This window comes from Pantanalinema rosaneae CENA516 (assembly GCF_050753385.1).
GTDB classification, from domain to species: domain Bacteria; phylum Cyanobacteriota; class Cyanobacteriia; order Leptolyngbyales; family Leptolyngbyaceae; genus Pantanalinema; species Pantanalinema rosaneae.
Map to the genome: position 1 here is coordinate 18,553 of NZ_JBLZFZ010000016.1, position 26,673 is coordinate 45,225.

A 26,673-nucleotide genomic window follows, 5' to 3' on the forward strand; every position below is an offset into this window, starting at 1 on the left:
AGCGCCGAAACTTGCGCTCCCAGTAAAATCAGGTAGCTCGATCGTGAAGCGGTGATTGCGCCAGCCATGTCAAACTCTATGCCAAACCCAACCAATGCCAACCGAGACTACTGGATTAAACAAAGCGAGATGTTGCAGAGCACGATCGCTCGGATGGCAAACAACTCACTAGAAATCAAAAAGGTTGGCTTAACAGTTTGGGCAGCGATCGTGGGATTTGGGTTTACCACAACCAATCGTTCTTTGTTTCTATTGGCATTTGTGGCGTTTGCCTTATTTGGTATTTTGGATCTTTACTATCTGGATTTGGAACAAAGGTTTCGAGATAACTTTAACCGACTGGCTCGGATGATCAGTGGTTATGTTACCAGTGAGGATGATGCCTGGATCGAGAATTTAAAAGGAAATTGTCTCAAGCTCGATCGAGCAACTAAATTTCTGGAACGTCTTCCCAATACGCTTAAATCCTGGTCAAACTTACCTTACTTAATTACCTTTCTGATTACGATCGCACTTCTTATTGCGCCGTTGCCTTCATTTTCAAAATAGTAAGAAATCTTTTAATGAAATCTACTATATTGATTGTCTGAATTAAAGGATATGTGAGGAGAATTAAAAATATTGCACTTGCCCCCTAAATCCCCCAATTCTGGGGGACTTTCAATCTAGTTCCCCCCAGAATTGGGGGGCTAGGGGGGCGATTTGGAAAGCAACTGTGATTCTTAAAATATCTATCCTCTTAAATAGATCCTTGATTAAGATCAGAATAGTCATTATTTCTTTCTCCGTTTTCTTCTATAATGCCCCTTTACTGAAGTGGTTCTCTTATGTGAGGATACATAAGTTGTCTCAGAAGCTCTGAAAAAATTGAACATTTTGTTCAGCTTTCTCTTGGATTTCTTGCTTATTGAGTCAATACCTGCAAGGAATACAACAACTATTATCAAAATAAGAACTGCCTCCATAGAACCTCCTTAAATATAATTTCTGAAGTATTACTGTGTTATTGGCTTAAATGGAACAAATAACTCGAAATCCAATGAAATCTGATTTATATTCTGATGCTCGTTTACTTCGATACGCTGACTGACAGCCTGAGGGCTGATCTCTCCAAGAGCCTCCACGAACTACGCGGAGGCTGCTTTCATTTGAGTTTTCTTCAAAATTATCTAGATTGGTAAGTCTATTAATTTTTTGCTGCCATCGATTTAAGCACCACTCATAGACATTTCCGTGCATATCGTATAACCCAAATGAGTTAGGAAATTCAAAATGATTGACTGGTGTTGTTCCTTTGCAAGGGCTTCTACGGGAACTATTTTCATTGAGGAAATTAGCGAACTCAGCGTCAATCAAGTCACCGAAATGGAATTTAGTTGTAGTACCTGCTCGACAGGCATATTCCCACTCTAGCTCTGTTGGTAGTCGGTACTTTCTGCCAGACTTACGCGAAAGCCGTTGACAAAATTCGACAGCCTCATGCCAGGAGATGCTTTCAACCGGATGATCTGGTTTCTGGAGCTTGGAAGGGGATGGAGCCAAAGGACGATCGACTGGTGGTAAACATGAAACTGCTTTCCACTGAGCTTGAGTAACTGTGTATTTACTCATAAAGAAAGAATTAACAAAAGCTTCTCTGCGAGATTCTGTTGATGAGTTTGATGCCTTTTCACTTTTGGTGGTTTCTCCTATCAAAAGCTTTCCTTGGGGAATGGCAACCATTTCTAGTTCGATTCCACCTCCAAGCTCTTCGATAAAATATTTTGCTTGCCTTCGTTGTTTGTAAATATCAAATTTATTGCCTAACAAAAATGGGCTAGCTTTTTTATTTTTTATTTCAATAAACTGGAAACTGAAGGTATGGAGTTGTGGCGGAACAGTTAGTTTATGATTAGTCTTTGCTTTTGTATGCGATGGTTTAATGGAAGATGATGAAGGTAAGGGTTGGTGGTTTAGGTTGAGCCGTTGAAGAATGAGAGTTGCTATCTCTTCAGGCTTGCGATTTGTAGCATCAATATAGCCATCAATAGAAAACAATCCAGGAATCACAGTTTGATCAAACCGGATAAGCATAATTGCTTCATCTTGCTTTTGTTTGATCAAATTGCGAATCGCTCGCCACTCTAAACCACACCATTCCTTCTGCTCATAGGCAGCGCAGAGGAAGACTACAATCAGTTCTGCATCATCGTGATAAATCGCTTGCAGATATGTGTCCAGATTTGGACGAGCCAGTTCTGGTTCGTACCATTTATCGTAGAAGACTTGCTGTTGGTGAAGGTGCTGGATTAAAGTTTCTGCAACTACCTGGATAAAACCACGGTACTCACCAGGGAAAGATAGTGCGACATCAAATCGTTTCCCACTCCTGATGCTTCTCACCGCTACCCGCTCCTCCGGCAATACTTAATGAGGCTTGCGATCGATTATAGTCTGCTCATATAAGTTGATGGAAACGCCTGTAATGAGCATTGACAGCGTTAGCCGTAGGTGTTACCTCTAAATCAAATAAGACTAGTATTGGTTGTTTAGATAATGGATTGCCACAATTTTTCAACTGCTAAATTTGGCAAGCTTCGAGGCGAGAGAAGAGATGTTCCATCACACCTAATGTACCAAAAGATACTGCTACACTACTAACTGCCTTACGCGCAAACGGTGGAAAGGCAACCTTGCTAGGCTCATTAAGTATCCAACTTATACGAGTAATTTTTCCGGGTAAATGTCCTTCTGGAGCTGAAAGGTTAAAAGTTAGTTCGATGTAATCGAGCCACTCATTTCTTGAATTCCATCCAACTGCTTCGCCAAACCTGACCAGGTCGAAATATTCCTTTGGTTTCCGATACTGCTGCCAAATTTTTCTCTGGACACTAAAACCAAATTTTCCATTACTGTACTTTACCCATAACTGATCGATGGTGCGGAGGTCAGTACAAGGAAAGTCTTGCATATCTTCAAGTTGCAATCGATCTTGCTCCTGCCAACCCAGAACCTCTAACATGCGTTCTGCTGTTTCTCTGTCCGCTGCTTTCCACTGTCCCGTCTTCAACAGATCTCGTAGTCGAGTGTAATCTATGCCTTTTTCAGAGGTGAGGTTATCTGTTTCCTTTATCTGCTCTAGCTGGGCACCTCGAAAAATCGAAAAAAGGATGTCTCATTCTGAGATCAGAGAGATAAGATAGCAGCAGTCAGGCCATCCAAGGACAGCAATGGGACAACAAGGGTTCTGGGATTTAGAACAGCGCCAGCAAGAATTAGCCGCCAAGAAAAGCACTTTAGAAGATTTAGACCGGTTAATTCCGTGGGAATCGTTTCGGGCACAACTTGCCGTGATCCATGACAAACCGCGCAAAAGCAACGCTGGACGCAAGCCTATGGATGTGATTTTGATGTTTAAGCTGTTAGTGTTACAGCAGTTGTACAACATCAGTGACGAAGCGTTGGAATATCAAGTCAAAGACCGACTCTCGTTCATGCGATTTTTGGGGTTAGGAATTGAAGATTCGGTGCCGGATGCGACCACAGTGTGGTTATTTCGTCAGCAGTTGCAAGCGCATCAATTAGTAGAGCCGTTGTTTGAGTCCTTTGGAGAATACTTAAGCGCGCAAGGCTATCAAGCCCAAGGGGGGCAAATTATTGATGCGACCTTGATCCCGGTGCCAAAACAGCACTTTGACCAGGATGAAAAAGCCCATCTGGAGGCTGGAAAAAGGCCACCCCAATGGCAAGAGAATCCGCATCAGGGGGCACAAAAAGATGGCGATGCGACCTGGACGAAGAAAAACGGCAAGAGTTACTTCGGCTATAAGGATCACCTGAGTATTGATGCCAACCATGGCTTTATTCGTCGCTATGCCGTGACCGATGCCGCCGTGCACGATAGTCAAGCCTTCACGGCAGTGCTCGATGCTGACAATGAAGGCGATGAGGTGTGGGCGGACAGTGCCTATCGTTCCGTCGCCCTCGAAGGGTTGCTCGTGGTCTTAACCTTCATCAGTCACATCCATGAACGCGCCTATCGCAATCGCCCCTTAAGCGAGGAACAAAAAGCCGCCAACCGAGAGCGCTCTCAAACCCGGGCCAAGGTCGAGCATGTCTTTGGGGCTTGGGTGATGCAAATGGGTGGCAAACTGGTACGCTCGATTGGACTGGAGCGGGCTAAGGTGCAGTTAGGGTTGAAGAATTTGACTTACAACTTCCTGCGTTTGGTCTTCTGGCAAACACGCCCGGTTGAAGCTGACGGATAGATCTATCCAACATCCGGCATGGCAGCAAGTGGAGCGGAGAATCCACAGCAGATTTGACGGCATAGAGGACTGATAATCGACTTTGAGACTGGAATGAGACTTGAAATTTGTAAAACCTCAATTAATCGAGGTTCCCAGCTGTTGTCTTTTCCTTGCTACTTCCATTGCCCGCTGACGCTTTTGGAATGCTTTAGGCTGCGTTAACTGTTGAAAAATATGCTTCTGAAAGTCCTCTAAGCTACTCCAAGCTGCTCGGAACGTGGAAAAGTTAGGGCTGGTGAAGGAATGAGTATTGCCATCTGAGTAATTAGGATTAAATCCTAAAATCTCTTGTTGGTGGGGAAGCTGGCTCCAGTCATCTTTAGCTATCCAAACCGCTCTTACCCATCGGAAAAAGCTTGAGTCTGTTTGACGGACTTCATCATCTAAAAATTCAACAACATGGGTAACTTTTGCCCCTTGATGCAAAATCATTAAGTCTTTTGTTTTAGGCAGTGCAACCCCATGACTACCCGATCGCCACATTAACTCAAAAACTCTACTTTCTGGTTGCTGCATTCGATCCAATGAATAAGCCCATCTCTCTGGATCTTTAACATTTTTAATAAAAAGAATTTTACCCGGATCACAGGTCTGTAAATCCTTGAAAGGAACCTTCGGTAAAGTCTCAGCGACGTTTAAAAGAACTGGTGGAGGTTCTACTTCCAAAGCTGGAGAATGCAGAAATATCGGTTCGGGAGCTACTGGTAACTCGCCTGTTGCAACCTCCGGTATTATAAGGGTTGCTTCTTTTCGAAGGCGATAACCTAGTTCTCTCAAGCTTCTCTGATCTTCGATAATGTATTTATCATTTCCATTCAGAACGATAGGCACATGAATTAAATCTTGAGGGGAAAATACAATAGGAATAAACTTAGTATTTAATAATTGCTCGTTATAAAGAGTTTGCCTAATAATTGTTCCTTCCCAGGTAACACCTCGACCAATCCCTAGTTCCTCATCTCCCCTAAACCGCCGCTTATACGTCTCAGTACAAACAATAAGAACAAACTCAGCCCATTCAATCATTGTTTCCATCCAAATATCCCATCCTTTCTCTGGAGTATAGGGATACTTAGCTCTAACATACTGATCAATATAAGCCTCGATTCCCCACGGATCACGTAGGGTATTAGCTAACGACAACACCCTGTTTTTGTGTTCATCTGAGTCCCAGCTATAGCTAATGAAAACCTTTGTGGGGGCTTTTCTTTCTTCAGACACGGGGTTCTCCGTCTAAGGATTGAAATCTTCTGCGATCGATTATAGTCTCCCTTCCATAACTCACCGGAAATGCCCACAATGGAGGCTATAGCGGTAGGAGAATCAAGCTTGCCAAACCACCCTTACAATGCACAAAGAACTAGGAGGTGTTCCCATGAGTGCAAAAGAGCAATTACTGAATGAAATTGAAAACGCTCCTGAGTCAATGGTCGAGGAAGTGCTTGATTTCTGCCTGTTTCTTAAGCAACGGCAGCAGTTAAAAGCTCAGGAATCTACTGCCTCAATCCCCCAAACTAATGGCATCCTAGAGTTTTTAAGGCAGGTTGAAGCCATTCAAGCCCAAGTCCCTGCCGAAGAATGGGACAAACTGCCCCACGATGGCTCCATTCATCACGACCATTACCTTTACGGTTCACCCAAAGTTGAGGAATGAAAACGGTCTTTGCCGATACTGGGTATTGGATTGCATTACTTGATCCACAAGACACTCTGCATCAAAGAGCAGTTAACCTGAGTGTCTCGCTGGCACAAGCCCAAATTTGTACCAGTGAAATGGTGTTAACGGAAGTCCTCAATCATTTTTCTAAACGAGGTACTTTTCTGAGACAGACAGTAGTTGCCTTCATTCAAACTGTACAGCAGAGTCCTGCGATCGAGATCCTGCCACAAACCAGTGAACTTTTCTCCACTGCCCTCACACTTTACAGCCAACGCCCTGACCAAGCTTGGAGTTTGACTGACTGTGCTTCATTTTGTCTTATGCAACAGCAGAAAATTCAGGAGGCTCTTGCCTACGATCGCCACTTTGAACAAGCTGGCTTGATCGCGCTCCTACGTTAAGGGTCGCGATCGACCACACAGATCGATCGCTTTCATGGAACCGGAGTCGGACTAATAATTGTCGTCCGGTGAACCGTAAATATCATCAAATCGCGGATCAGGCTTTTCGGGTCGATAGGGATCATCCGATCGATAGGTACTATCCCCTTTCGGTTCCAACCGTTCCAACCGCCGGGGTTCTCGTTCTCGCCGGGGGGCATCCAGTAACCGGGAAGGACGCGGTTCATTCGGGCAGAACTCTAACCGAATCCGCACTCTGCCCCGTTGCCAACCCTGACGCTGAAATCGCAACGCTTCACAGTCTAGCCCTTCGCCAAACCAGCCCTCATTATCATCCGTCCAATCGGGTTCGCGATCGCTGATTGCCTGCGCCAACGCATCAATGAATTCTCCCACCTTAAAAGTCGGATTCATCATCAATACCCGTCCCAGGGGCACATAAAGGACTTCATCACTATCTAACGGTTCAAATTGATCCATGATTGGTGCCGGAATTTAGAAAAACCATCCGTAACTATGTAAGCCTTTGCCTAACAGGTTAACCCCCAGGTAGCAAACCCAGACCACCAGAAATCCGGTGGCAGCCAGAATCGCGGGTCGTCGTCCTTGCCAGCCCTTCGTGATCCGCGCATGGAGGTAAGCCGCGAACGTTAGCCAGGTGATCAACGCCCAGGTTTCCTTCGGATCCCAACTCCAGTACGACCCCCAGGCTTCATTCGCCCACACGGCTCCAGCAATAATTCCGATCGTCAGTAACGGAAACCCTAAGCCAATGATCCGGTAGCTGATGTTATCGAGGGTATCCGCCAAACTCAGGCGTTGGGGAGATAAAGTTACCGTTGTACTGGTAGCAACACTGGGAGGAGCCAATTCCAGAACGGCTGTGCCACCACTGGACTCTGAAATAGCTGGTGTCGGTTCTGCGATCGCTGGACTGACTAATTCCCCTGCCCGTCGCAGTTGGTACTTGCGATCGCGATAGCTGCCGGTTCCCACCGAACTGCCCCGTAATTCAATATTTTGTCCTCGCGTCACTACCAGAAACGCGATCGCCATCAGCGAACCGACCATTAGTGCCGCATAACTCAGCATCATCACACTGACATGCATCATCAGCCAATTCGACTTCAAGGCGGGAACGAGTGGTTCTGCGGTTTGCATATTATCGGGTAGGGATAGCGCTGCAAACGCCGTAATCGCCATCGCCACCGGAGCCGTGACCACCCCTACCAAGCGACTGCGGCTCATCCGTTCTGCCAACAGATGTACGGTGGTAATTCCCCAGGTGAGGAAGAACAGCGATTCATACAAATTACTGAGCGGGAAGTAACCCGCCTCCAGCCACCGCGCCCCCAATAGGGTAGCAATACACAGGTTCGCGATCGTCATGCCAGCAGTGCCAATGCCTGCCAGTACCGGAAGCTGCGGAAAGGCTGCCCCAACCCAGTACACCAGCATGGTGCAGAATAGAACCGCAAAGGATGTGTTATCTAAAATATTCTGGAGTGTGACCAGATTCATGCCATGTTCTCCCGACCGACATCCGCCACCTGACGTGACACTTCCTCTCTATCCTACGATGTTCCGGCAGAGGCAAGATGATTCCCCATCTCCCCCATCCTCCTCACCTGCCCCATCTCCCTTACGGTGATGGCACAACCACAGGTTCCGGTGTAGGTGTCGCCGGGGGAATCGTGGGACTCGGCAGCGGCGCAGGTTTACCCGCCTTTTGCAAGCTCACGAAGGCATCATAGCGGCTAGTCCGACTATCCGTGATCGCGGCAGTCACCCCGATCGACTTAATCGCAGCTACGAGTTCTCGGTTGCCGGGGGGTAATTGCAAAATCGGTAGGCGCTTGGCATTCACGGCTTGATCAACGTTCATATAAAACTGTCCGTTGCGGGCATTTAGTCCTTCTGGCATCGCTTGTTTAAATGCATCACTGCCTGCCAGGGGCACAGCCGGTTTAGGAATGATGCCACTGGCGATCGGGGCACCTAAGGACAGAAATGCCACATTGTTATCCAACCAGCCGTGGGTCACCGTTGAGCCACCCAGGGGTAACGTCCAGTTAGTCACGTTCTGTCCAGCCACTTGTGCCGCTTCTACCTTGACCTTGTACTTATTCGTCATGGCATCATCCAGCCTTTTCAACGCTGTCTCAGCGGCTCGGCGATCGCTCGCCTGCACCATGAATAGCAAACTAAAGGGCAGGTTGGGCGGACTTCCCGGCGGTGCGGATACGAGCGACAGGGAAAACTCTCCATCCATCCAGTTGACAAAATCCTGATCCCAATCCATATCAACAGTGCTTTTAATCGCACTCCGCAGTCCATCCGGTGGAATCGGCGACACGGGACTGGTGGCGGCTCCCTCGACATACTGCTGCCAGAACTGCTTCAGACTTCCCCCCGACACCATCATTAAGGTATCGGCAGGCAGACGATCGGGCATGATGCGAGCATTGTTTTTGCCGTTATATTTCCGTTCGCTATCCGGTCGCAACCAGGACACACTCTTAAACTGAATCCCGTCTGACTCCAGATCGGCGGTAGCGGCGAGTCCCTGGTTTTGCTGCATCTGGGCTAAATTTTCCTGGGTCAGGGGTCTGCCAGCATTGTTGGCGGTCACCATTGCTGCGATCGGCAAATTGACATACACCTTACCAAAGGGTTGCTCCGTCGAAATGCGTCCCAATGCCTGGTTATAGCCGGGAGTGGCGGCTAAATTGGGACCGCCCTGGTAGGTATCGATCGCTTTATCCGTCGCTTTCGGGTCAGTCGTCACCAGCAAGTATTTGCCATCCAATGCCGCTACGGAAATTTTTTGGGCGGCGGTCGCCGGAGACTCTTTAATCTCCACCCCTTTATAGTTACGGGTGACTAATTGACCCGTCTGAGGACGCGGCTTTTCCAATAATTGCTTGGCTTTTAACCCATCCCGAATCGGTAACACCGCCATCACCGCTTGTTGTTGCGGAACGGGAGGAGGTGCGCCCGGAGTAGTGGAGGCAGGAGGCAGGTAGGGCGCTAAAAAGGCTACCGAGACTTCATTGCCAATCCACGGCTGAATATCCTGCTGATAATTAAAGCCGTTGGCGGTGAGCACCCGATCGCGCACCTGTGCCAAATTTTTGTCGAATGCTGCCTGACTTTGCGTAGTGCCAAATTCCCGTAATTGCTGCCATTGTCCCTGGTCAGTGGTCACGGCGATCGTCATCAGGGCATCCTGCGGAATCACTTCTGCTCCCACAGGCAAATCCTCTGGGCTTGCCTTCGGCTGACTCAAAAACCAGTAGGCAACTCCACCGCCGCCAATCAATACCGCGGCTGTCCCAACGGTTAGCAGGAGGGGAAACTTCTTCTTTGTCTCAACCATAGGAATTTAGGCTCATTCTCGCTTGATACACAGGCAACGCCCCTGTCACTCTAGCAAACCTAATGCCAAATGGAGCTAGAGAGATCCGGAAAGTCTCTAACCTACTGTAGCTATTGCGTTGATGGCAGATGTTAGGAACAAGTTATCGTTGCGCAAAGACTCGGTAGAGGGTATCCCGTTGTTGGTATGGGCGACCTAACGACGCGATCGCTTGTTGCAAATCAGCAACTTCCAGACAAGTGCCACCCTGCGCCCCGGCCATGCTGGTGATGTGTTCTTCCATTAATGTGCCACCCAGGTCATTGCAACCCCAGGTGAGTGCTTCAGTTGCTCCCGTTAAGCTCAATTTCACCCAACTGGGTTGATGATTGGGAATCCACCGTCCCAGAAATAATCGCGCCACGGCAGTTAGTAATAAGGCATCGGCTAAAACGGGTTGGTCGCGTCCGACTCTGCGCCGCAAGGGTTTGGGGGCTTCCTGACCGACAAAGGGCAGCAAAATAAATTCTGTGATCCGGGCAGGATATCCGTTCGCGATCGTCCGTTGTTGCCGCGATCGCAAGTGGTGTAAATGATGAATTTGCTGCTCTGGAGTTTCAATATGTCCAGATAACATCGTGCTAGTGGTCGGGAGTCCGTGTTGGTGCGCCAGACCAATAATCTCTAACCAGGTTGCCGTATCCAGTTTTTCGGGACAAAGCACCTGCCGAACTCGATCGTCCAAAACTTCGGCGGCAGTGCCCGGTAACGAATCTACGCCAGTATCCCGCAGGGCGACAATCACATCGGCATAGGTATATCCATCTTCTCGGGCAATAAACTGTACTTCCTGAGGGGAAAAGGCATGGAGGTGCAGGGCGGGATACTTCGTTTTAATCGCGGTAATGATGCGCTGATAGTAGGCAAGGGACGTGCCCTGATATTTTGCCTGCGGATTCAGTCCGCCCTGCATACAGAGTTCCGTGGCTCCCCGTTGTACTGCATCGGCAGCTTTTTCTAGAACCTGATCTAAATCCAGCCAGAACGCGCCATCATCGCCATCATCCCGCCGGAAGGCGCAGAAACTACAATGCTGCTCACAGATATTCGTAAAGTTAATATTGCGATTCACCACATAGGTCACGGTGTCTCCGACTAATTGCTGCCGGAGTTGGTCAGCCGCCTGTTGAACCTGAGCGATCGCATCCGGTGATTGTACCTGTAACAAACCCAGTCCCTCGGTGGGAGAGAGGTCTTCACCGGCGAGAGCGCGATCGAGAATATCGGTTATTGACGCGTCATGATTCATCGGCTACTTGTAATAGTCCTAATAATTGATCGGTGTTTTCCAAATTGCCCACAATGCGACGAACGGGTTGCGGCCAAACCCGCATCAAGGTTGGTGTGGCAAAGACTTGATCGAGTTCTGCCTGATCTGGATGCTGAGAGACATCAATGACTTTTAAGGTGTAGGGCTGTCCCAACGATTCTTCTAGCAACTGATGCAGCTTTTGGAGAGTGCGCTCGGTTGCCATACTATAACCCGACACAAATAGTCTTAAGACATGCCCCTGGGCTTCTCCCTGCAAGTGAGTGGGATACCCCAGGTTGGTTCGGGGAGAGGCATTGGCGGGAATATCCGGTGCGGTCGCTTGGTATTGCACCAAGAGGTCGTGATTTTCCCATAATTGTGGGAATTGCTGGCGATAGGTCGCCAATACGATCGGATCACAAAATTCTTTCCAGAGTGGTGTGGCTTGCCAGATCATGCCATCCGTCTTAAACACGGCATTCAGTAAACTCTGATAGCGCAAGACTGGTAGCGCGGCTTCTGCCACCGTTTGCAGTTGTTGGGTATGGGGGTCAAGCCAGCGATCGATCGTTGCGGTGTAGCAAGGTACCAGAAAATGAGGCGGTTCTGGCAGATCTAATAACTGCTGAAATACCCCGCATAAATGAATATGCCATCGCGCCTGTTTGTACGGATCGATGCAGTACACTAAATCTCCCCCAGGGGTAAACAGGGCGATTCCTTTAAACACCCTGGGAGAGCTATGGACGATTGAATTCAACGGTCGTTCCCTAACAGTTGTTAAACCCGTCCGCGCAGTGCTTGAGCCATTTCGTTTGGCTTCGGCGACATTTCTAAGGCTGTCTCTTCCGTAATCCGTCCGGCTTCGTACAGCTTATACAGGGACTGGTTCATCGTACACATGCCGTCAAAGGTACATCTGGGAATAATCTGTTCGATTTCCTCAATTTCTCCTCGACGAATAAAATCTTTGATGGCATCTGTATTGATCATAATGTCATGGAAGGCGGCTCGCTTACCATCGGTAGTCCGGCATAACCCTTGGGCGATTACTGCCACGAGGGATTCTGCCAGCGAGATCCGCATGGGAGCCTGTTGCTCTGGTTCATACAATTGCAACACCCGCTCGATCGTCTTCACCGCACTATTGGTATGCAGGGTTCCCATCACCAAGTGTCCGGTTTGGGCGGCTTTTAGCGCGGTATTGACGGTTTCCTTATCCCGCATTTCACCCACCAGAATCAAGTCTGGGTCTTCCCGCAAGGCGGCCTTCAAAGCGTTGTCAAACTTGCGGGTGTGGATGCCCACTTCCCGGTGTTTGATCAATGACTTATGACTTCTATGGACGAATTCAATGGGATCCTCGATCGTAATAATGTGTTTCGGCATTTCCTTATTGATGTAGTCAATCATGGCTGCCATCGTTGTGGATTTACCGGAACCCGTCGGCCCCGTCACCAGAATTAGTCCCTTGTGATAGTGACAAATATCCTTAAAGACAGGCGGTAAGTTGAGTTGTTCGATCGTCAGAATTTTGAGCGGAATCAACCGCAAGACCATCGCCGGTCCGCGCAGGGAATCAAAGATATTGATCCGTACCCGCGCAAACTCATACTGGGTTGCTCCGTCAAAGTCCAGCGTATCTTCAAATTTGCGGATTTCTTCGTCCGTGAGAATTTCCCGTAACCAGCTAAAAAAGGTGTCGCGATCGGTTTCTGGCCAATCCGTTGGATCGATTTCCCCGCGATTGCGATACCGGGGAACTTCGCCCACCCCCAGGTGAACATCAGAATATCCCTTGTCGTAAGCTATGCGAACCAGTTCTGCCAGGGTCGGTGACCCATTCGTTGGGCCTCCACCTCGGCGGGGTGGGGTAGGTGGTGCCGCAGGGCGATGACCCGGTGCGGGGGGAGCCATCGGTGGAGGGGAGGAAACCATGGTATGGGCAGCGGGAGGAGGAGCCGCTGGAGACGAGATCGTGGTAGGTGCTCCCCCTGCGCCGGGTGCATGGGACGAGATCATCGTGGGTGGGGATGCCGAGGCAGACAGAGGCGAGGTCATCTGCTGGGTTGCCGCTACCGTTGCGCCGCTATTGGTAGCCGTATACTTAGGCGGTGGAGGTGCTGGAGGAACACGAGGCGGAGGTGGGGGGGAGCCAGGCGGACGCTGCGATTCTGTCATGGTTATTTCTCCACGGAAGCGTTTAGAGGCAAGAACGATAGGGTGTCTGCAAAAGACCTGCGCCAGTCATCAAGTAGCAACCGTAAATTAGCCTAAGAAGAGGTTGAGATGAATGGAGCCAATCAGCTACCAAATCCCTAAAGCTAAACTACAATTACCCAGCTTATTTTCACTAAAGATAGCAGATGTCTTTACAGTGTAGAGTTTTCCCCAAACTCTTCTGGTTCTATCAGCCTTGCTCACGCTTCGATCTAACGTCTGTCAAGCAAAGTTCATTGAAAATTACGAAAATCACCCAAGGAACAATTGCCATGAGCCAAGTAGAAGCCTGGTATATCGTGAAGCAACCCAGTGGACAATGCACCATTCAGCCGCACCATGACTTAGCCAATCGACCTACTGCCCCAGCCGAGGAACAGTGGGGCCCTTACGCGTCTGAGGGTGAGGCAATCGCCCGTCGAGTGGGTTTAATCCGGGCAGGGAAATGTCAGCCTGCCTAAACCCGCTCGCCTGGGGCAGTAGAATTCACTATTCCTGAATCACAACGGGCTGATTTTTTACCTGTGCCGTGGGTGCCTGCTGACCTTTAGCAATCTGCTGATTCAGGACTTCCAGGGCTTTGGCATATTGTGGATCCGATGCTGTGCCAATCTGATCCCGATCGCCACTTAAGGCTTTACGCTGTTCCTCACTCAGTTTGACCTCTATATCCGGATCGATGCCATGTTTGTTAATATCTCGTCCGCTAGGCGTGAGGTATTTGGCGATCGTGACGGCTAACCCAGAGCCATCCGGTAGACCGCGAACTGATTGGACGAGCCCTTTACCAAAGGTTTTTGTCCCCACCAAAACTGCCCGTTTATTGTCTTGCAATGCCCCGGACAGGATTTCGCTGGCACTTGCCGATCCTCCATCCACCAGGACAACCAGTGGTTTATCGGTGAGCGCTCGACTGGCTGATTGTGACCGGCTTTGCTCGCCCTGACGATTTACAGTAGAGACGATCGCGCCGCTCTTTAACCACATCCGGGCAATATCAATGCTGGTATCTAACAGACCACCGGGATTAGAACGCAGATCGAGAATATAGCCCGCTACCTGCTGTTTTTCCAGGCTTTCGATCGCCTTTCGCATATCCGTTGGGGCATTAGCACTAAATTGCACCAGACGAATATAGCCAATTCCCCCCTGAGGAGTCTGGCGATAGCTGGAACGAACCGGATGAATTTCGATCCGCGCCCGTTTGATCGTGAAATCCATTGGTCGATTGCCGCGCAGGATGGATAGCCGCACTTGGGTATTGACCGGCCCCCGAATCAGGGTGACGGCTTTGTTGACATCCATCCCCTCGGTACTAATACCGTCAATACTGGTGATGATATCCTTCGCGAGAATGCCAGCAGAAAAAGCAGGAGAATCTTCGATCGGCGCAATCACCGTCAGCTTTTTGGTTTTCTCGTCTGCTGCCAGTTGAATGCCCACCCCAGTCAGTTCGCCTGAGGTATCAATCTGCATACTCTTGAACTCACTCGGATCCATGAAGCGAGTGTAGGGATCTTCGAGTTGCTTCAGCATCTCCCGGATGGCTTTATAGGCATCCTCCCGGTTTGTGTAGGTGCGGTTGAGATACTGTTTCCGGAGTGCCTTCCAGTCTTTTTGGTTGAAGGTGGCATCAACGTAGTTGCGATCGACGATCTGCCAAACCTCGTCTACCAGTTCTTTAGGGCTCTGGCGAAATAGCGCTTGCAGTGACAGCATTGACATCGGCTGCAACGAACCATCACTGGCAGTGACCTCTTCAGAACTCTCACGCAAAAAGGCCTGCCCTTTATACAAATGGAGTCCGGCTGCTGTGACGGTCACAGAAGTGACAGCAACGGCTGCTGCCCCAAGAACAAGCCCGCGTTTTTTTATGACCATATTGTGAATGCTGGGAATGACTGTGGAGGTAGGTTATGCCCAATCTAGCACAGGCAGCAGTGGGCAATCAGATGTTCATTATTCCTTTCAGGACTCTACCACCGCCTCAGGATTAATCCTGAAAAAGGACGTTACAAAATGTCCATTTGCTTGATTCTAGTTCATCTAAGGTTTTCAAAGGGTTACTTAGGGTCAATCCACAGTCCATCGGACTTAATCAAGTTGATTAGCTCTTGCACTCCTTCGGCTTCAGGAACTCGCTTGATCTCTTCCCGCCCCCGATATAGGGAAATATACCCTGCCTGCTTGCCAACATAGCCATAATCGGCATCTGCCATTTCGCCAGGGCCATTCACAATACAGCCCATGACTGCAATATTCAGACCCGTGAGATGGTTAGTCGCCTCCCGCACCTTATGTAACACTTCTTCCAGGTTAAATAGGGTGCGACCGCAGGAGGGACAGGCGACGTATTCCACCATGGTGCGTCGCAGTCCTAAGGCTTGCAAAATGCTATAGCACACCGGAATTTCTTTCTCTGGGGCTTCCGTCAGGGACACCCGAATAGTATCGCCAATGCCCTCGGCTAATAGGGTGCCGATGCCCGCTGTGGACTTAATCCGCCCATATTCGCCATCTCCTGCTTCCGTCACCCCCAGGTGTAAGGGATAGTCCATGCCCAGTTCGTCCATGCGCTGCACCATCAGGCGGTTGGCAGCCAGCATGATGGGGACTCTGGAGGCTTTGAGTGAGATTTCCAGGTCATAGAAATTAAACGATTCGCACATCCGAATGAATTCTAATGCCGATTCCACCATGCCCTCTGGGGTGTCACCGTAGGTAAATAGCATCCGTTCAGCGAGAGAACCGTGATTGACTCCGATCCGCATGGATTTACCTCGATCGCGGAGTAGCACCACCAGGGGTTCTAAGGTTTCCCGAATTTTTTCGCCAATGTCATCAAATTCGGTCTGTGTATATTCGGTTCGACTCGGATTGGGTTTTTCAAATACATATAGCCCCGGATTAATCCGCACATTGTCTACATAGTTCGCGACTTCCAGGGCAATTTTCATGCCATTGTGATGGACATCAGCGACGAGGGGAACGGGTTGATAGGTTTTGTGAAGCCGATCGCGGATTTCTGCCATCGCTTTGGCGTGTGCCATGCTGGGAACCGTAACCCGCACAATTTCACAGCCAATTTCGTGTAAACGGCGAATGGCTGCCACCGACCCGGCAATGTCCAGCGTATCTTCGTTGATCATGGACTGGACGGCAACGGGATGCCCCCCGCCGATCGTGATACTGCCCACGGGCACCGGACGAGTTTTGCGCCGTGGGATTGACGAATCGGTAGAGTACCGAGGGGTGGTAGGAGAGGGGGGACTGGGCAGCGTTTGCATACGTGATGGTGAATCTCTGTAGCAACAATTGGCGATGAACAATTCGAGGGGCAATTGCGGCAAATCAGTGAACTGCTGGCTACGAATTGTTAATACCTTCAGATTGCCATAGAAGGGTTAAATTTTGGCGATCGTCTGAATTTTCCTGTGCAGTTTTCTGACTCCGGATGAGTCCGTTAGGTCGCTGGGATACATTTGACACCAAACTTTAACTTTGCGACTAAAATTAATGCAACGGGTGAATTAAGAACGGGTGATCTAGTCTGGGATTTGAGGTCGCTATGAATATCTTCCGTCGCGTTTGGGATACTTTGGGCTTTGGGGAACAGTTTGATGGTGTGGACTACGAGTATGAGTATGATGAGGCGGATTATTCGGCGGATGATGCCTTGCAGGATGAAATGATGCTGAATCGGGAGCGATCGGCGACAGCCAACGTGCCTCCCAGTAACGTGATTGGTATGCCCAACCGGAATGGCGGGCGCTCGGAAATGGTACTGCTGCAACCCCGATCATTTGAAGAAATGCCCCAGGTGGTCACCCTACTGCGGGAACGGAAGTCGGTGATTGTGAATTTGATCCTGATGGATCCCGATCAGGCACAGCGCAGTGTTGATTTTGTCGCCGGTGGAGTCTACGCGATCGATGGGCATCAGGAGCGGTTAGGAGAAAATATTTTCCTGTTTACTCCCAGCGTGGTGCAAATCTCTTCGTACTCGCCTGTCGTCGCCGCGCCACCGATCCGGACTCCGATTCCGGCGGCACCACCGTCCATTTCACCCACGATCTCTCCCGCGATCGCCCATCCCCCCGAAGGGCATTATCGGGCACAGTAAGCGATTCTCTGCGGCGGCAGTAGCGACCAACGTAGCAGAGGCAGGGGGATCAACCGGATCCCCCTATTTTTGTGGCTTAGCCGTACTGTTTGTTGGATGCCGCCGTATCCAAATTGAATAGTACGCTTAAGGTTTGCATGGCGCGGCGACGGGCTTCAATGTCCTGTTGAGTCCGGAGTTGTACCATCGGATCATGCAGAATTTTATTCACAATGCCCCGGGTTAGAGCTTCAATCACTTCCTGATGTTTCTCAGCAAACTCTGTGCCGAGCCGGGATAGTGCCTTCTCTAATTCCTGGACGCGAATTGTCTCTACCTTTTCGCGCAGGCTGCTGATCGTAGAAACAGTTTCCAGCGATCGCCACCAGGTTTCAAACGTCTCTACTTCCTCTTCTAGCAGCGATTCGGCTTCCATTGCCATTTGGCGACGGGCTTCGTGGTTTTGTGCCACCACCGCTTTCAGGTCATCTACGTTGAACACATGCACATGGGGCAGGGCGTTGACATCGGCATCGACGTTGCGGGGCACCGAAATGTCAAACAGCATCAAGTGCTGTCCCGAAATGAGCACAGGCTCCAAGTTTCCCCGATTAAGTAAGGGTTCAGTCGAGGCGGTACTGGTAAAGACCAAATCAGCATGGGCAATCACCTGCATCATGTCCTCTAGCGGATGCAGATGTAATTCAGCCGTAGGAAATTGTTTGGCTAATTCCTGCGCTCGGTTCAACGATCGATTGAGTATAGAAATATTCACCGCGCCTTTGGATACCAGGTGTTGCACCAGCAGGCGAGACATTTTGCCAGCCCCGACGATCGCCACCCGACAGGCCGCCAGGTTTTGTACCTTCATTTGTGCCAGTTCTACCGCCGCCGAACTGATCGAGACGGCTCCAGTGCCAATGCTGGTTTCAGTCCGCACTCGTTTTCCGGCGGTGAGGGCTTGCTTCAGCAGTTGATTCAGGATACGACCAACGCCTTGGTATTGTTGACCCAGCTTATGGCATTGCTTCACCTGAGCCAGGATTTGACCTTCACCCAGGACGAGGCTATCCAGTCCGGCGGCGACCCGCATCAGATGCATAACAGCATCCTGGTGTAACAGCATGAATAAAAAGGGTCGCAGGCTGGCGATCGGTAATTTACTGTGATCCGATAAAAACTGAATAACTTCTCGAATTCCCTGTTCGGTTTCGCTGGTGACAATGTAGATTTCCAGCCGATTACAGGTACTTAAAATGGCTACTTCTTCAATGTGAGGATAGGCGCACAATTGCGCGATCGCCTTTTCACATTGGGTTTCAGGAATGCTTAACTTCTCCCGTACTTCGACTGGGGCGGTTTTGTGACTTAGCCCCACAATGACAATGTTCATCTTAAAGTCGCTCTGTTATGGGTTTGGATCGGCGTTAGGAGGAACTTCGTAGCTCGTCGGTTGGTGATCAATCAACCAGAGGGGTTTTAGCAATTAGTGACTAGCGATGGTGGCAAACGTGATGCCTCACTAGTCACTAACCTGGCAATCCCTATTGATTCATCATGCCAATCCTTAGTGCAGTTGAATCACTTTAGGCTGCTCAACCATGTGGATGGTATCGACAAAGCGAGCGGTCTTCGACTGGCTAGAAATGACCAAGGTTTGAGTTCTTACCCCCCCGTGGAAGAAGCGAACGCCTTGCAATAAATTGCCAGTGGTGATCCCAGTGGCAGCAAACAACACATTTTCACCCCCTGCTAGTTCGTCGGCAGTGTAAACCCGATCGGGTTCAGTGATACCCATTTCGTTGAGGCGGGCAATGTTGCCTTCGCGAGTCCACTTCGCGCTCTCAGGAGTCTTAACATCCTCCGGATCATAGATCAGTTGTCCCTGGAAGTGACCACCTAACGCCCGCATAGCGGCGGCTGAGATCACACCTTCTGGAGCGGCACCGATGCCCATCAAGGCATGGATGTTGGTTCCCGAGAAGCCACAATTCAGGGCAGCCCCCACGTCACCATCGCTAATCAGTTGTACCCGCGCTCCGGCTTCCCGAATTTCCTTGATCAAATCATTGTGGCGATCGCGTTTCATCACGACAACAACGAGTTCCTCGATCGAGCGATTGAGACACTCTGACAAGATCTTTAAGTTTTCGGTGGCTGACTTATTAATGTCTACATGCCCTTTTGCGGCGGGAGGTGCGGCCAGCTTTTTCATGTAAAAGTCTGGAGCGGCGAATAAACCACCTTTTTCAGAAATGGCTAGCACTGCCATTGATCCGGGTTGACCGTATGCCACCAAGTTGGTACCTTCGCAGGGATCAACAGCGATATCAATTTCGACCAACTCGTCGGGGTTGCAATAGTTCTTGGCATCTTCGCGGGTGCAAATCCCCACTTCTTCGCCAATGTAGAGCATGGGTGCTTCATCCCGCTCTCCTTCCCCGATGACAATCTTGCCGCGCATGTAGATTTTGTTCATGCGTTCCCGCATGGCTTCTACAGCAACATGATCAGCAGTATTCTTGTCACCTTTGCCCATCCACCGAGCGGACGCGATCGCAGCCTGTTCAACAACTTCAATGATCTCTAAACCGAGTGTGCTCTCCACGAAGTAAACCCTCCCAACTGCTGATTTCGCGCTAGTCTTATTGCGCTTCAGTCTACAAGTCTATCAAAAGGCGTACTCACGCTAGAAGCTGATTCAGTAAACAACTCGTGTTAAGTTTTACTGCTAAGAGAGTTGATCAGGGTCTGGGAACTTATTTCCTGGTTCCGAAAAAATAGCGACGAGTGATGATGATAGTGCTTTGGTTGGGACTTGCCTGGATCGCAGGGACGGCTACCATTTTAGGGAGCTTGATGACGATCGCGAGTCTGCTTCTATGGTTGCTGCCGCCTCAGCCCCAGAAATCTAACGGGACTGGGAAGCAATCGCCGCGTTCAGCTTGGTATCTCCGGTGGCGCTTAACGGCGGTGGCGGTGGTGATGGCGTTGACTGGTTTCTTAATCTTGCTGCTAGTGTCTTTTCCCCTCGGTAACAATGTCTCGATTTCAAGTTCCCCACTTTGAGGAAAGGGGGCGGCTCAATCCTAAAACGAGCCACGATCGCATGCCCGAGTCGCTATATAGTAGCGCCCTGGATTATTTGGTGATTACCTGTGTCGATCTGGCATTTGTCAGGGAAGGACAACTATTGTTAGCCCAACGTTGTCAGTATCCCCGCGCCTCCTGGTGGCTGATCGGTGGCAGAATGGTAGCGGGTGAAAGTCCGATCGCCACTGCCCAAAGGAAGGCGGCAGAAGAAGCCCAGTTAGGGAATTTGACGGTCGATCGATTTCAGTTCATTGGCACCTATTCCACCTGTTTTGCTATGCGGCAACAAGAGCCGCAGCAGCATGGTTCCCATACTGTTAATCTGACTTATAGGGTGACATTAACCCAGTTGGAGCAAACCCAAATCCAGTTAAGCCAGACTGAATATAATTCCACCTATCGATGGCTGGCATTGTCCGAGGTGGAGCAGATACTAGACTTAGGGAATCCGCTCGATCGCGCCTTACAGGCAGTTGTTCACGATTTGAGGAACTGGTGATGAATCCACTCAACACGTTATTGAATCGGCATCCTGAACGGGTGAACGCCAATGTTGAAATTTATACCTGGCAAACCTGTCCGTTTTGTATTCGTGCCAAACTGCTGCTCTGGTGGAAAGGGGTTAACTATACCGAATATAAGATTGATGGCGATGAGGCGGCTCGGGCACAGATGGCAGAACGGGCGAATGGTCGCCGCAGCGTTCCCCAAATCTTTATTAATCAGGAACATATTGGCGGTTGTGACGATCTCTATCGTTTAGACAGCCACCATGCCTTAGATCCACTTTTGGCAACCGCACCGAATCAACCATCACCTGTAAACAGTTAATTTGTTGGCTTGCGGCTGATTCTAACCCTGGATGGTTTATGGCTCAATGATGCTACCGTTGCCCTTGATCGATGCGCCAGAATACCTGGTTCACTATGACTGGATGCAACGGGCGATCGCCTTAGCGACCCAGGCTGGTCTAGCAGGAGAAATTCCGGTTGGTGCAGTCATTGTCGGTGCAGATAATCAGGCGATCGCGGAAGCCGAAAATCGGCGTGAACGGGATCACGATCCTACGGCTCATGCCGAAATTCTGGCATTACGAACTGCCGGACAGAGATTGGGTAGCTGGCATCTGGAACAATGTACGCTGTACGTCACTCTAGAGCCTTGTCCCATGTGTGCCGGGGCGTTAGTGCTCGCACGCTTAGGACGATTGGTGTATGGAGCCGATGATCTAAAAGCGGGGGCAATCCGGAGTGTGTTAAATCTCCCGGATAGTTCAGCTTCCAACCATCATTTTTCTACGATAAGTGGTATCTTGGAAGCGCCCTGTCGCCAACTCTTACAAGCCTGGTTTGCCAATCGGCGCAAGGAGCGATCGCGGCAAGCCTGATGATCTTAGTCTCATGCCACAGATGAAAGTGTCCCTAGTCGCAGGAACAGCAGATTAAGAGGCATTTAGGGTAGAAGTAACACCGCTCACTGGCATCTACCCCCTAGCTTGCACCATGCATTTGCTCGATCTAATGACCCCCCTGAAATCATCGACTGTCGATTATTCTGCCGACATCCAGGTGCATTCTCCCTGCCCGGACGATCGCTACTCAACCCCACCCCTAACAGTGGTGGATCCGTTCTCTACCCCGTGTTCCCTTAGCAAACCAGATTGCCCCCCGGTTTTGCCCAATACCTCGCAAGTTTCACCCTGGCTGATCTCGATCGCCTATCCAGTTGGCCGCTATGCCTTACTGCCGTTTTACTTCCAGCAGATTGAAGTTTCTGGTCAAGAGCATTTACCGCCAGCCGGTCCGGTGATTCTGGCTCCCACGCATCGCTCCCGTTGGGATGCTTTCATGATTCCGTATGTCGCTGGTCATGATATCACAGGACGGCACCTGCGATTTATGGTGTCTGCGGATGAGATGACGGGCTTACAGGGTTGGTTTATTCGCCGCATGGGGGGATTTCCGATCGATCCCAAGCGTCCAGCGATCGCGAGCCTGCGGTATGGCGTTGACTTACTTCAGGCAGGCGAAGTATTAGTGATTTTTCCCGAAGGCGATATCTATCGCGATGAGCAGGTGCAACCGTTAAAGCCGGGATTAGCCCGTTTAGCGCTTCAGGCGGAAGCCAGCCGATCGCATTTGGGCATCACGATCGTCCCAATTAGCATCCATTACAGTGATCCTCTAGTTCCCTGGCGCTCTCAGGTGCGTATCCAGATTGCTTCTCCCTTAAAAGTGGCAGATTACAATACTGGCTCTCCTAAGCAACAGGCGAAACAGCTTACGGCGGATCTCCAACGGGCATTGACAGACCTCAGGGCAACATGAACAGGGCAGAACGCCGATGCCGAGGAGTTGATCGCGCCCAGTTTAAGCTCATACTTTGAGCAGGAGTTCCCAGGTTTTCAGGCTGCCAGTATCGCCTTGGGCATAATCGACCACGGTTAATTTCCACTGCCCCTGAGCGGGTTGGTTAAAGAATCGTTTCAGCAAGGGAGTCGTTTGCGGGGAGTAGGTGGCTTGCAGAGTTGTTCTCACCCCCAGCGTTCGTCCTTGCAGCAATATGGTTTGTCCCGATGGACTGGTTAAACTAATTTCGAGATCGCTCATGAAGCTGTGATCGATCGCGACAGTAACCTGAACATCTCGTACCAGGCTGGTTTCGGTAATTTGAATCGTACTGGTGACCCCTTGAAGGTTGTAATCCGGAATCGCCACCTGGGTGGAATTGGCTTGGCGAATTTGGCGAGAACCTGCAATCGCGGCGGCTTGACGCTGAACTGCCGCCTGGACGGCTTTAAAGGCGTTGACTTTACCGTAGCCAAACCATTCCGATCGTCCACTTGTCTCATAGGTGCCCTTGCGTAACTTCAGTTGCGGATCAGGGTTTTGATCCACAATCTTGTCGGCGGTTTGTTGCAAAATTTGCCGCACATCGGTGGCAGTCAGATCGGGATTGGCAGACAGAACTAAGGCGGCGACTCCGGCAACCACCGGGCAGGCGCTGGAAGTGCCGCCAAAGTCGGAAGTGAAATTACCTGGGTCATACCCTTCATACCCGGTGCGATCAGCGGTCACGATTCCCAAGCCTGCATAGGTGTCATACGCATCGGGCGGCACCATTGAGGGCGCATTATTACTCGGAGCGCAGACAGAAATTTCTGCCCCCCAGTTACTGTAAGCCGCTTTTCGGTTCAAACTGGTTGATGCCGCGACCGCAATCACATCGGGATGAATGGCGAATCCATTTAACCACTGGGTAGAACCGCGCAGTTCATTATTGGGCCATCCCTGTTCATTGACAGTGCCATTGATCGGACGGTTAGAATTGCCAGACGCAAACACAATCACACAGCCTTTACCGTTGCGTCCCTTTGTGGCTGCCCGGGTCAGAGAGGCACTGACTCTTAACGACAACGGGAAGTAGTTAGCAGCCGCTCCCCAGCTACAGGAAATCACGGCGGCTCCTTTGTCGATCGCCCAGTTGAACAACCGTTCCATATCTTCGTCACCCAGATATCCGGTAGTCCGAATTGGCATCAGGGCGCAGCCTGGAGCGACTCCGACACTGCCATTGCCGTTCTCTTCCGCTACTGCCACACCCGCACAGGCTGTACCGTGATTATCTTCAGGTTCACCGGGCAAAGGTAGAAAATCATTGTCCTTAAAGTCGCGGGGTGCCACGATTTTACCGACCCCTTGAAAATCGGGATGATTCAGATCGACGGAATCATCCATGACCGCCACGATGATCGATCGCACACCGCGCGTAATGTCCCAGGCTTTCTCAGCAAAAATATGGGAGTTGGCAGCGAGTCCAGTGCCGCCGGAGTGGTTTAAATGCCACTGTTTGGGATAGAGCGGATCTTTAGGGCGGTAGTAAGACTGAGTCGGGATGACAATATTCGGTTCTGCTACCATCACTTCCGATCGCTGGATAAGGCGGTTGGCAATTTTCACGGGATTTTCAGTCGCTGCCGCCGTACTTTGGAAGACAAAGGCATTGGCAAGCCCTTCAATTGGTTTGACCTGTTGTAAGCCGAACTCCAACGCAATTTGCCCGATCGCGGATGGAGGAACGGTCGGAGCAAATTGAATCGTAATTTGATTGGTCAAATAGATGCGAGAATCAGGACTATTTTGGAGTTGGTAAACATGGGTGGCATAGTCGATCTGCTCAGATTGCCTGACCTGTTGCATCACCTGATCCCGTTGGGCTGGATCAACTACGATCTCGGTTAACTGTTCTAGTCCAGAGGTGGGCTGTAGTTCCGCTGGCAACTGCTGCACTAAATTCGCTAAGGCATCGGAGTCAGTGGTACTGACCACAAATCGGTCTTCTACCTTTTGTAGTAATAACTCTTCGCCTCCTCGCTGAAGGACACGACCTACACTGGACTCTGGCATTGTTGTACCAGGGGCTGGCTCAGGCGTGGGGTTCAGTGGGGCTTGTCCAGTCATAGAGCTACCTTGGGTGAATCGCTAGGATTTAAGTTATTCCACGCTAGCCCAAAAAAATAAAATCAAGTCACACAATTGTGCGCTCATCGGGATACTCAAGACTCCAAATTATTTGGAAGCTTACTATGTCTTAGCTTTGGCGGATCGGCAGCGGTGGATACAGGAATCAGGGTGGTAAGATACGAGGGTTTAGATCTATAAAGAAAAGATTAGATCTATTTTTCTTTGCGCAACTCTTGTCAAAATCTGCCCTCATGGAACCCCTTGGTATGCTTCGTCCCTTCTACATTACAGGCTTAGCCTCGTTGTCCCTGCTGACTGCTACGATCGTGTTTAGACCAATGAACGTTCAAGCACAGGCATTGCCAACGGGGCCTGATCAAGCTCAACCGATCGATCCAAATGATCCCAATGTGGTGCGTCCAGTCACTCAAGAGAGTGGTTTCCTTAGCGTTCAGGGTGGTCAACGGTTAATGCAAGAAGCGAATGGGGCGGTGTCTGCCCAAAACTATACGGCGGCAATCAAGAAGCTCCAAGAAGCTCGGCAAGTGTTCAATCAATTGTCCAACTTCTACCAGGATTTAGCCGGGAGCTTTTCCGCGATCGATAATCGGGTGGCAGATAGCCAGCGGCGGAAAGCCTTGGAAACGGCACAGATGCGGGATGAGGCAACCTATCAACTGGCTTTAGTCCATCGGGCTCAAAAGCAACCGGAATTGGCGGTGCCATTGTTAGTGCAAATCGTCCGCAGCCAACAGCCTACCCGTGATTTGGGCAAAAAGGCCTACCAACAGTTATTTGAATTGGGCTTTGTCGATACTCCATTTCCCCGAGCCGAGCAATCTTCAGCCACACCTTAGTTAACAGCTAAGTTTGCCCACATTACCATTTCATCCTTGCGGAGGATATATGGTTCACTGTGAGCGGTTTGTCGAGTGCGGTTAACGATTAGACTAAGGGCAGGAGGCTGGCGATCGGTAGGCATTGCCGATGACCTACTGAGGCTGAATCTGCTGCCAACCGTTTGTTTAGGATGCTCAGCATACGTTAAGGAGGGTGGATGATTAATCCGGATCAGGTAGAAGCGATGATTAGATCTGAGCTACCCGATGCCCAAGTCCAGGTTCAGGATCTGACCGGTGGTGGTGATCACTACCAGGTCACTGTGGTTTCGTCCCTGTTTGAAGGGAAAGGACGAGTCCAACAGCATCAAATGGTTTATAAAGCTGTGCAGCAGGCAATGTCTACGGAAGCGATTCATGCACTGGCACTCAAGACTTATACCCCCACGACTTGGGCAACCGCCACAAGCCAATGATCCTCTGGGCGCATAGACTCTTTGATTCTTGACCGTGACCCGCTATTACACCATTACGCATCAAACTATGACTACAGACGCTCACACTCGGATTTCCAGCCTGATTCAGCAGAATAAAATTCTGGTGTTCATGAAAGGCAGTAAACTCATGCCCCAGTGCGGCTTTTCCAATAATGTCGTGCAAATTCTCAACACCTTAGGTGTCCCCTACGAAACCGTGGATGTCCTGGCTGATCCCGAAATTCGTCAGGGGGTAAAGGAATACTCAAACTGGCCAACCATTCCCCAGGTCTATATCAATGGTGAGTTCGTTGGGGGGTCTGATATCATGATTGAGCTTTATCAGAATGGCGAACTGCAACAAATGGTGGAAGTAGCTCTAGCCTCTTAAAGTGAGCGATCGCATCTCCTGCGATCACGACTTCTCTTTCGTTCTTCACGCCGTACTATCCCCTCTCCT

28 protein-coding genes are annotated in these 26,673 nt (G+C 50.1%); 14 read left to right on the forward strand and 14 right to left on the reverse strand.

Annotated features, from left to right (window positions below):
• The first annotated feature begins 78 nt into the window (after positions 1 to 78).
• Positions 79 to 549, forward strand: a complete 471-nt coding sequence (locus ACN4EK_RS11460) for a hypothetical protein (protein WP_431658006.1) — start codon at positions 79 to 81, stop codon at positions 547 to 549.
• Between the two features lie 462 nt (positions 550 to 1,011).
• Here the strand turns inward: ACN4EK_RS11460 and ACN4EK_RS11465 are convergent, their stop codons facing one another.
• The gene (locus tag ACN4EK_RS11465) at positions 1,012 to 2,382 is read right to left on the reverse strand and encodes an SUMF1/EgtB/PvdO family nonheme iron enzyme (RefSeq protein WP_431658007.1); all 1,371 of its coding nucleotides are present in this window, start codon (positions 2,380 to 2,382) and stop codon (positions 1,012 to 1,014) included.
• A gap of 178 nt (positions 2,383 to 2,560) precedes the next feature.
• The gene (locus tag ACN4EK_RS11470; protein WP_431658103.1) at positions 2,561 to 3,151 is read right to left on the reverse strand and encodes a GUN4 domain-containing protein; all 591 of its coding nucleotides are present in this window, start codon (positions 3,149 to 3,151) and stop codon (positions 2,561 to 2,563) included.
• 58 nt (positions 3,152 to 3,209) lie between these two features.
• Between ACN4EK_RS11470 and ACN4EK_RS11475 the strand changes: the two genes are divergently transcribed.
• Positions 3,210 to 4,247, forward strand: coding sequence for an IS5 family transposase (locus tag ACN4EK_RS11475; RefSeq protein WP_431655305.1), 1,038 nt, complete (start codon positions 3,210 to 3,212; stop codon positions 4,245 to 4,247).
• A gap of 117 nt (positions 4,248 to 4,364) precedes the next feature.
• Here the strand turns inward: ACN4EK_RS11475 and ACN4EK_RS11480 are convergent, their stop codons facing one another.
• A complete protein-coding gene (locus ACN4EK_RS11480) occupies positions 4,365 to 5,510 on the reverse strand; it encodes an SEFIR domain-containing protein (RefSeq protein ID WP_431658008.1) in 1,146 nt (381 codons plus the stop codon).
• A 154-nt stretch (positions 5,511 to 5,664) separates the two neighbouring features.
• Here ACN4EK_RS11480 and ACN4EK_RS11485 point away from each other — a divergent pair, with 154 nt between their 5' ends.
• Positions 5,665 to 5,943, forward strand: a complete 279-nt coding sequence (locus tag ACN4EK_RS11485) for a hypothetical protein (RefSeq protein WP_431658009.1) — start codon at positions 5,665 to 5,667, stop codon at positions 5,941 to 5,943.
• Positions 5,940 to 6,350: a type II toxin-antitoxin system VapC family toxin gene (locus ACN4EK_RS11490; RefSeq protein ID WP_431658010.1), complete on the forward strand. Its 411-nt coding sequence runs from the start codon at positions 5,940 to 5,942 to the stop codon at positions 6,348 to 6,350. The genes ACN4EK_RS11485 and ACN4EK_RS11490 overlap by 4 nt, the downstream gene beginning before the upstream one ends.
• A 51-nt stretch (positions 6,351 to 6,401) precedes the next feature.
• Here ACN4EK_RS11490 and ACN4EK_RS11495 read toward each other — a convergent pair whose 3' ends face one another.
• The 6 genes from ACN4EK_RS11495 to ACN4EK_RS11520 all read right to left on the reverse strand — a co-directional run bounded on the left by ACN4EK_RS11495 (position 6,402) and on the right by ACN4EK_RS11520 (position 13,201).
• Positions 6,402 to 6,830, reverse strand: a complete 429-nt coding sequence (locus ACN4EK_RS11495; RefSeq protein ID WP_431658011.1) for a KGK domain-containing protein — start codon at positions 6,828 to 6,830, stop codon at positions 6,402 to 6,404.
• Between the two features lie 15 nt (positions 6,831 to 6,845).
• Complete coding sequence (gene ccsB, locus ACN4EK_RS11500; protein WP_431658012.1) at positions 6,846 to 7,871, reverse strand: c-type cytochrome biogenesis protein CcsB; 1,026 nt, start codon at positions 7,869 to 7,871, stop codon at positions 6,846 to 6,848.
• Positions 7,872 to 7,992: 121 nt separating this feature from the next.
• Positions 7,993 to 9,729 carry a DUF3352 domain-containing protein gene (locus tag ACN4EK_RS11505; protein WP_431658013.1) on the reverse strand — a complete coding sequence of 579 codons (1,737 nt, stop codon included), beginning with the start codon at positions 9,727 to 9,729 and terminating at the stop codon, positions 7,993 to 7,995.
• 142 nt (positions 9,730 to 9,871) lie between these two features.
• Complete coding sequence (cofH, locus tag ACN4EK_RS11510) at positions 9,872 to 11,017, reverse strand: 7,8-didemethyl-8-hydroxy-5-deazariboflavin synthase subunit CofH (protein ID WP_431658014.1); 1,146 nt, start codon at positions 11,015 to 11,017, stop codon at positions 9,872 to 9,874.
• Positions 11,007 to 11,780 (reverse strand): circadian clock KaiB family protein, encoded by a 774-nt coding sequence (locus ACN4EK_RS11515; RefSeq protein WP_431658015.1) that lies wholly within the window; start codon positions 11,778 to 11,780, stop codon positions 11,007 to 11,009. Before ACN4EK_RS11515 ends, cofH begins: the two co-directional genes overlap by 11 nt.
• A gap of 20 nt (positions 11,781 to 11,800) precedes the next feature.
• The gene (locus tag ACN4EK_RS11520) at positions 11,801 to 13,201 is read right to left on the reverse strand and encodes a type IV pilus twitching motility protein PilT (protein WP_431658017.1); all 1,401 of its coding nucleotides are present in this window, start codon (positions 13,199 to 13,201) and stop codon (positions 11,801 to 11,803) included.
• Between the two features lie 311 nt (positions 13,202 to 13,512).
• Between ACN4EK_RS11520 and ACN4EK_RS11525 the strand changes: the two genes are divergently transcribed.
• On the forward strand, positions 13,513 to 13,701 hold the full coding sequence (locus tag ACN4EK_RS11525; protein WP_431658018.1) for a hypothetical protein: 189 nt from the start codon (positions 13,513 to 13,515) through the stop codon (positions 13,699 to 13,701).
• A gap of 28 nt (positions 13,702 to 13,729) precedes the next feature.
• Here ACN4EK_RS11525 and ctpC read toward each other — a convergent pair whose 3' ends face one another.
• A complete protein-coding gene (gene ctpC / locus ACN4EK_RS11530) occupies positions 13,730 to 15,121 on the reverse strand; it encodes a carboxyl-terminal processing protease CtpC (RefSeq protein ID WP_431658019.1) in 1,392 nt (463 codons plus the stop codon).
• Between the two features lie 182 nt (positions 15,122 to 15,303).
• Positions 15,304 to 16,527 carry a (E)-4-hydroxy-3-methylbut-2-enyl-diphosphate synthase gene (ispG, locus tag ACN4EK_RS11535; protein WP_431658021.1) on the reverse strand — a complete coding sequence of 408 codons (1,224 nt, stop codon included), beginning with the start codon at positions 16,525 to 16,527 and terminating at the stop codon, positions 15,304 to 15,306.
• Positions 16,528 to 16,808: 281 nt separating this feature from the next.
• On the opposite strand from ispG, the gene ACN4EK_RS11540 reads away from it, so the two are divergent.
• Positions 16,809 to 17,363, forward strand: a complete 555-nt coding sequence (locus ACN4EK_RS11540; RefSeq protein ID WP_431658022.1) for a cell division protein SepF — start codon at positions 16,809 to 16,811, stop codon at positions 17,361 to 17,363.
• Between the two features lie 76 nt (positions 17,364 to 17,439).
• On the opposite strand, the gene ACN4EK_RS11545 is transcribed toward ACN4EK_RS11540, so the two are convergent.
• Together ACN4EK_RS11545 and glpX are read right to left on the reverse strand one after the other, a co-directional pair.
• Positions 17,440 to 18,735 (reverse strand): glutamyl-tRNA reductase, encoded by a 1,296-nt coding sequence (locus ACN4EK_RS11545; protein WP_431658023.1) that lies wholly within the window; start codon positions 18,733 to 18,735, stop codon positions 17,440 to 17,442.
• Positions 18,736 to 18,909: 174 nt separating this feature from the next.
• Positions 18,910 to 19,950 (reverse strand): class II fructose-bisphosphatase, encoded by a 1,041-nt coding sequence (gene glpX, locus ACN4EK_RS11550; protein ID WP_431658024.1) that lies wholly within the window; start codon positions 19,948 to 19,950, stop codon positions 18,910 to 18,912.
• A 185-nt stretch (positions 19,951 to 20,135) separates the two neighbouring features.
• Here glpX and ACN4EK_RS11555 point away from each other — a divergent pair, with 185 nt between their 5' ends.
• From ACN4EK_RS11555 to ACN4EK_RS11575, 5 genes are all read left to right on the forward strand, one after another.
• On the forward strand, positions 20,136 to 20,411 hold the full coding sequence (locus ACN4EK_RS11555) for a hypothetical protein (protein WP_431658025.1): 276 nt from the start codon (positions 20,136 to 20,138) through the stop codon (positions 20,409 to 20,411).
• Positions 20,383 to 20,934, forward strand: a complete 552-nt coding sequence (locus tag ACN4EK_RS11560; protein WP_431658026.1) for an NUDIX domain-containing protein — start codon at positions 20,383 to 20,385, stop codon at positions 20,932 to 20,934. The genes ACN4EK_RS11555 and ACN4EK_RS11560 overlap by 29 nt, the downstream gene beginning before the upstream one ends.
• Entirely contained in the window at positions 20,934 to 21,266 is a 333-nt protein-coding gene (gene grxC, locus ACN4EK_RS11565; RefSeq protein ID WP_431658027.1) for a glutaredoxin 3, read from the forward strand. Before ACN4EK_RS11560 ends, grxC begins: the two co-directional genes overlap by 1 nt.
• 31 nt (positions 21,267 to 21,297) lie before the next feature.
• Positions 21,298 to 21,822 carry a tRNA adenosine(34) deaminase TadA gene (tadA, locus tag ACN4EK_RS11570; RefSeq protein WP_431658028.1) on the forward strand — a complete coding sequence of 175 codons (525 nt, stop codon included), beginning with the start codon at positions 21,298 to 21,300 and terminating at the stop codon, positions 21,820 to 21,822.
• Positions 21,823 to 21,955: 133 nt separating this feature from the next.
• Positions 21,956 to 22,762, forward strand: coding sequence for a lysophospholipid acyltransferase family protein (locus ACN4EK_RS11575; protein WP_431658029.1), 807 nt, complete (start codon positions 21,956 to 21,958; stop codon positions 22,760 to 22,762).
• Positions 22,763 to 22,810: 48 nt separating this feature from the next.
• On the opposite strand, the gene ACN4EK_RS11580 is transcribed toward ACN4EK_RS11575, so the two are convergent.
• Complete coding sequence (locus tag ACN4EK_RS11580; protein WP_431658030.1) at positions 22,811 to 24,895, reverse strand: S8 family serine peptidase; 2,085 nt, start codon at positions 24,893 to 24,895, stop codon at positions 22,811 to 22,813.
• 269 nt (positions 24,896 to 25,164) lie between these two features.
• Between ACN4EK_RS11580 and ACN4EK_RS11585 the strand changes: the two genes are divergently transcribed.
• From ACN4EK_RS11585 to grxD, 3 genes are all read left to right on the forward strand, one after another.
• A complete protein-coding gene (locus ACN4EK_RS11585; RefSeq protein ID WP_431658031.1) occupies positions 25,165 to 25,755 on the forward strand; it encodes a hypothetical protein in 591 nt (196 codons plus the stop codon).
• 200 nt (positions 25,756 to 25,955) lie between these two features.
• A complete protein-coding gene (locus tag ACN4EK_RS11590) occupies positions 25,956 to 26,213 on the forward strand; it encodes a BolA family protein (protein WP_431658032.1) in 258 nt (85 codons plus the stop codon).
• A gap of 67 nt (positions 26,214 to 26,280) precedes the next feature.
• Positions 26,281 to 26,604: a Grx4 family monothiol glutaredoxin gene (grxD, locus tag ACN4EK_RS11595; RefSeq protein ID WP_431658033.1), complete on the forward strand. Its 324-nt coding sequence runs from the start codon at positions 26,281 to 26,283 to the stop codon at positions 26,602 to 26,604.
• Positions 26,605 to 26,673 lie beyond the last annotated feature (69 nt).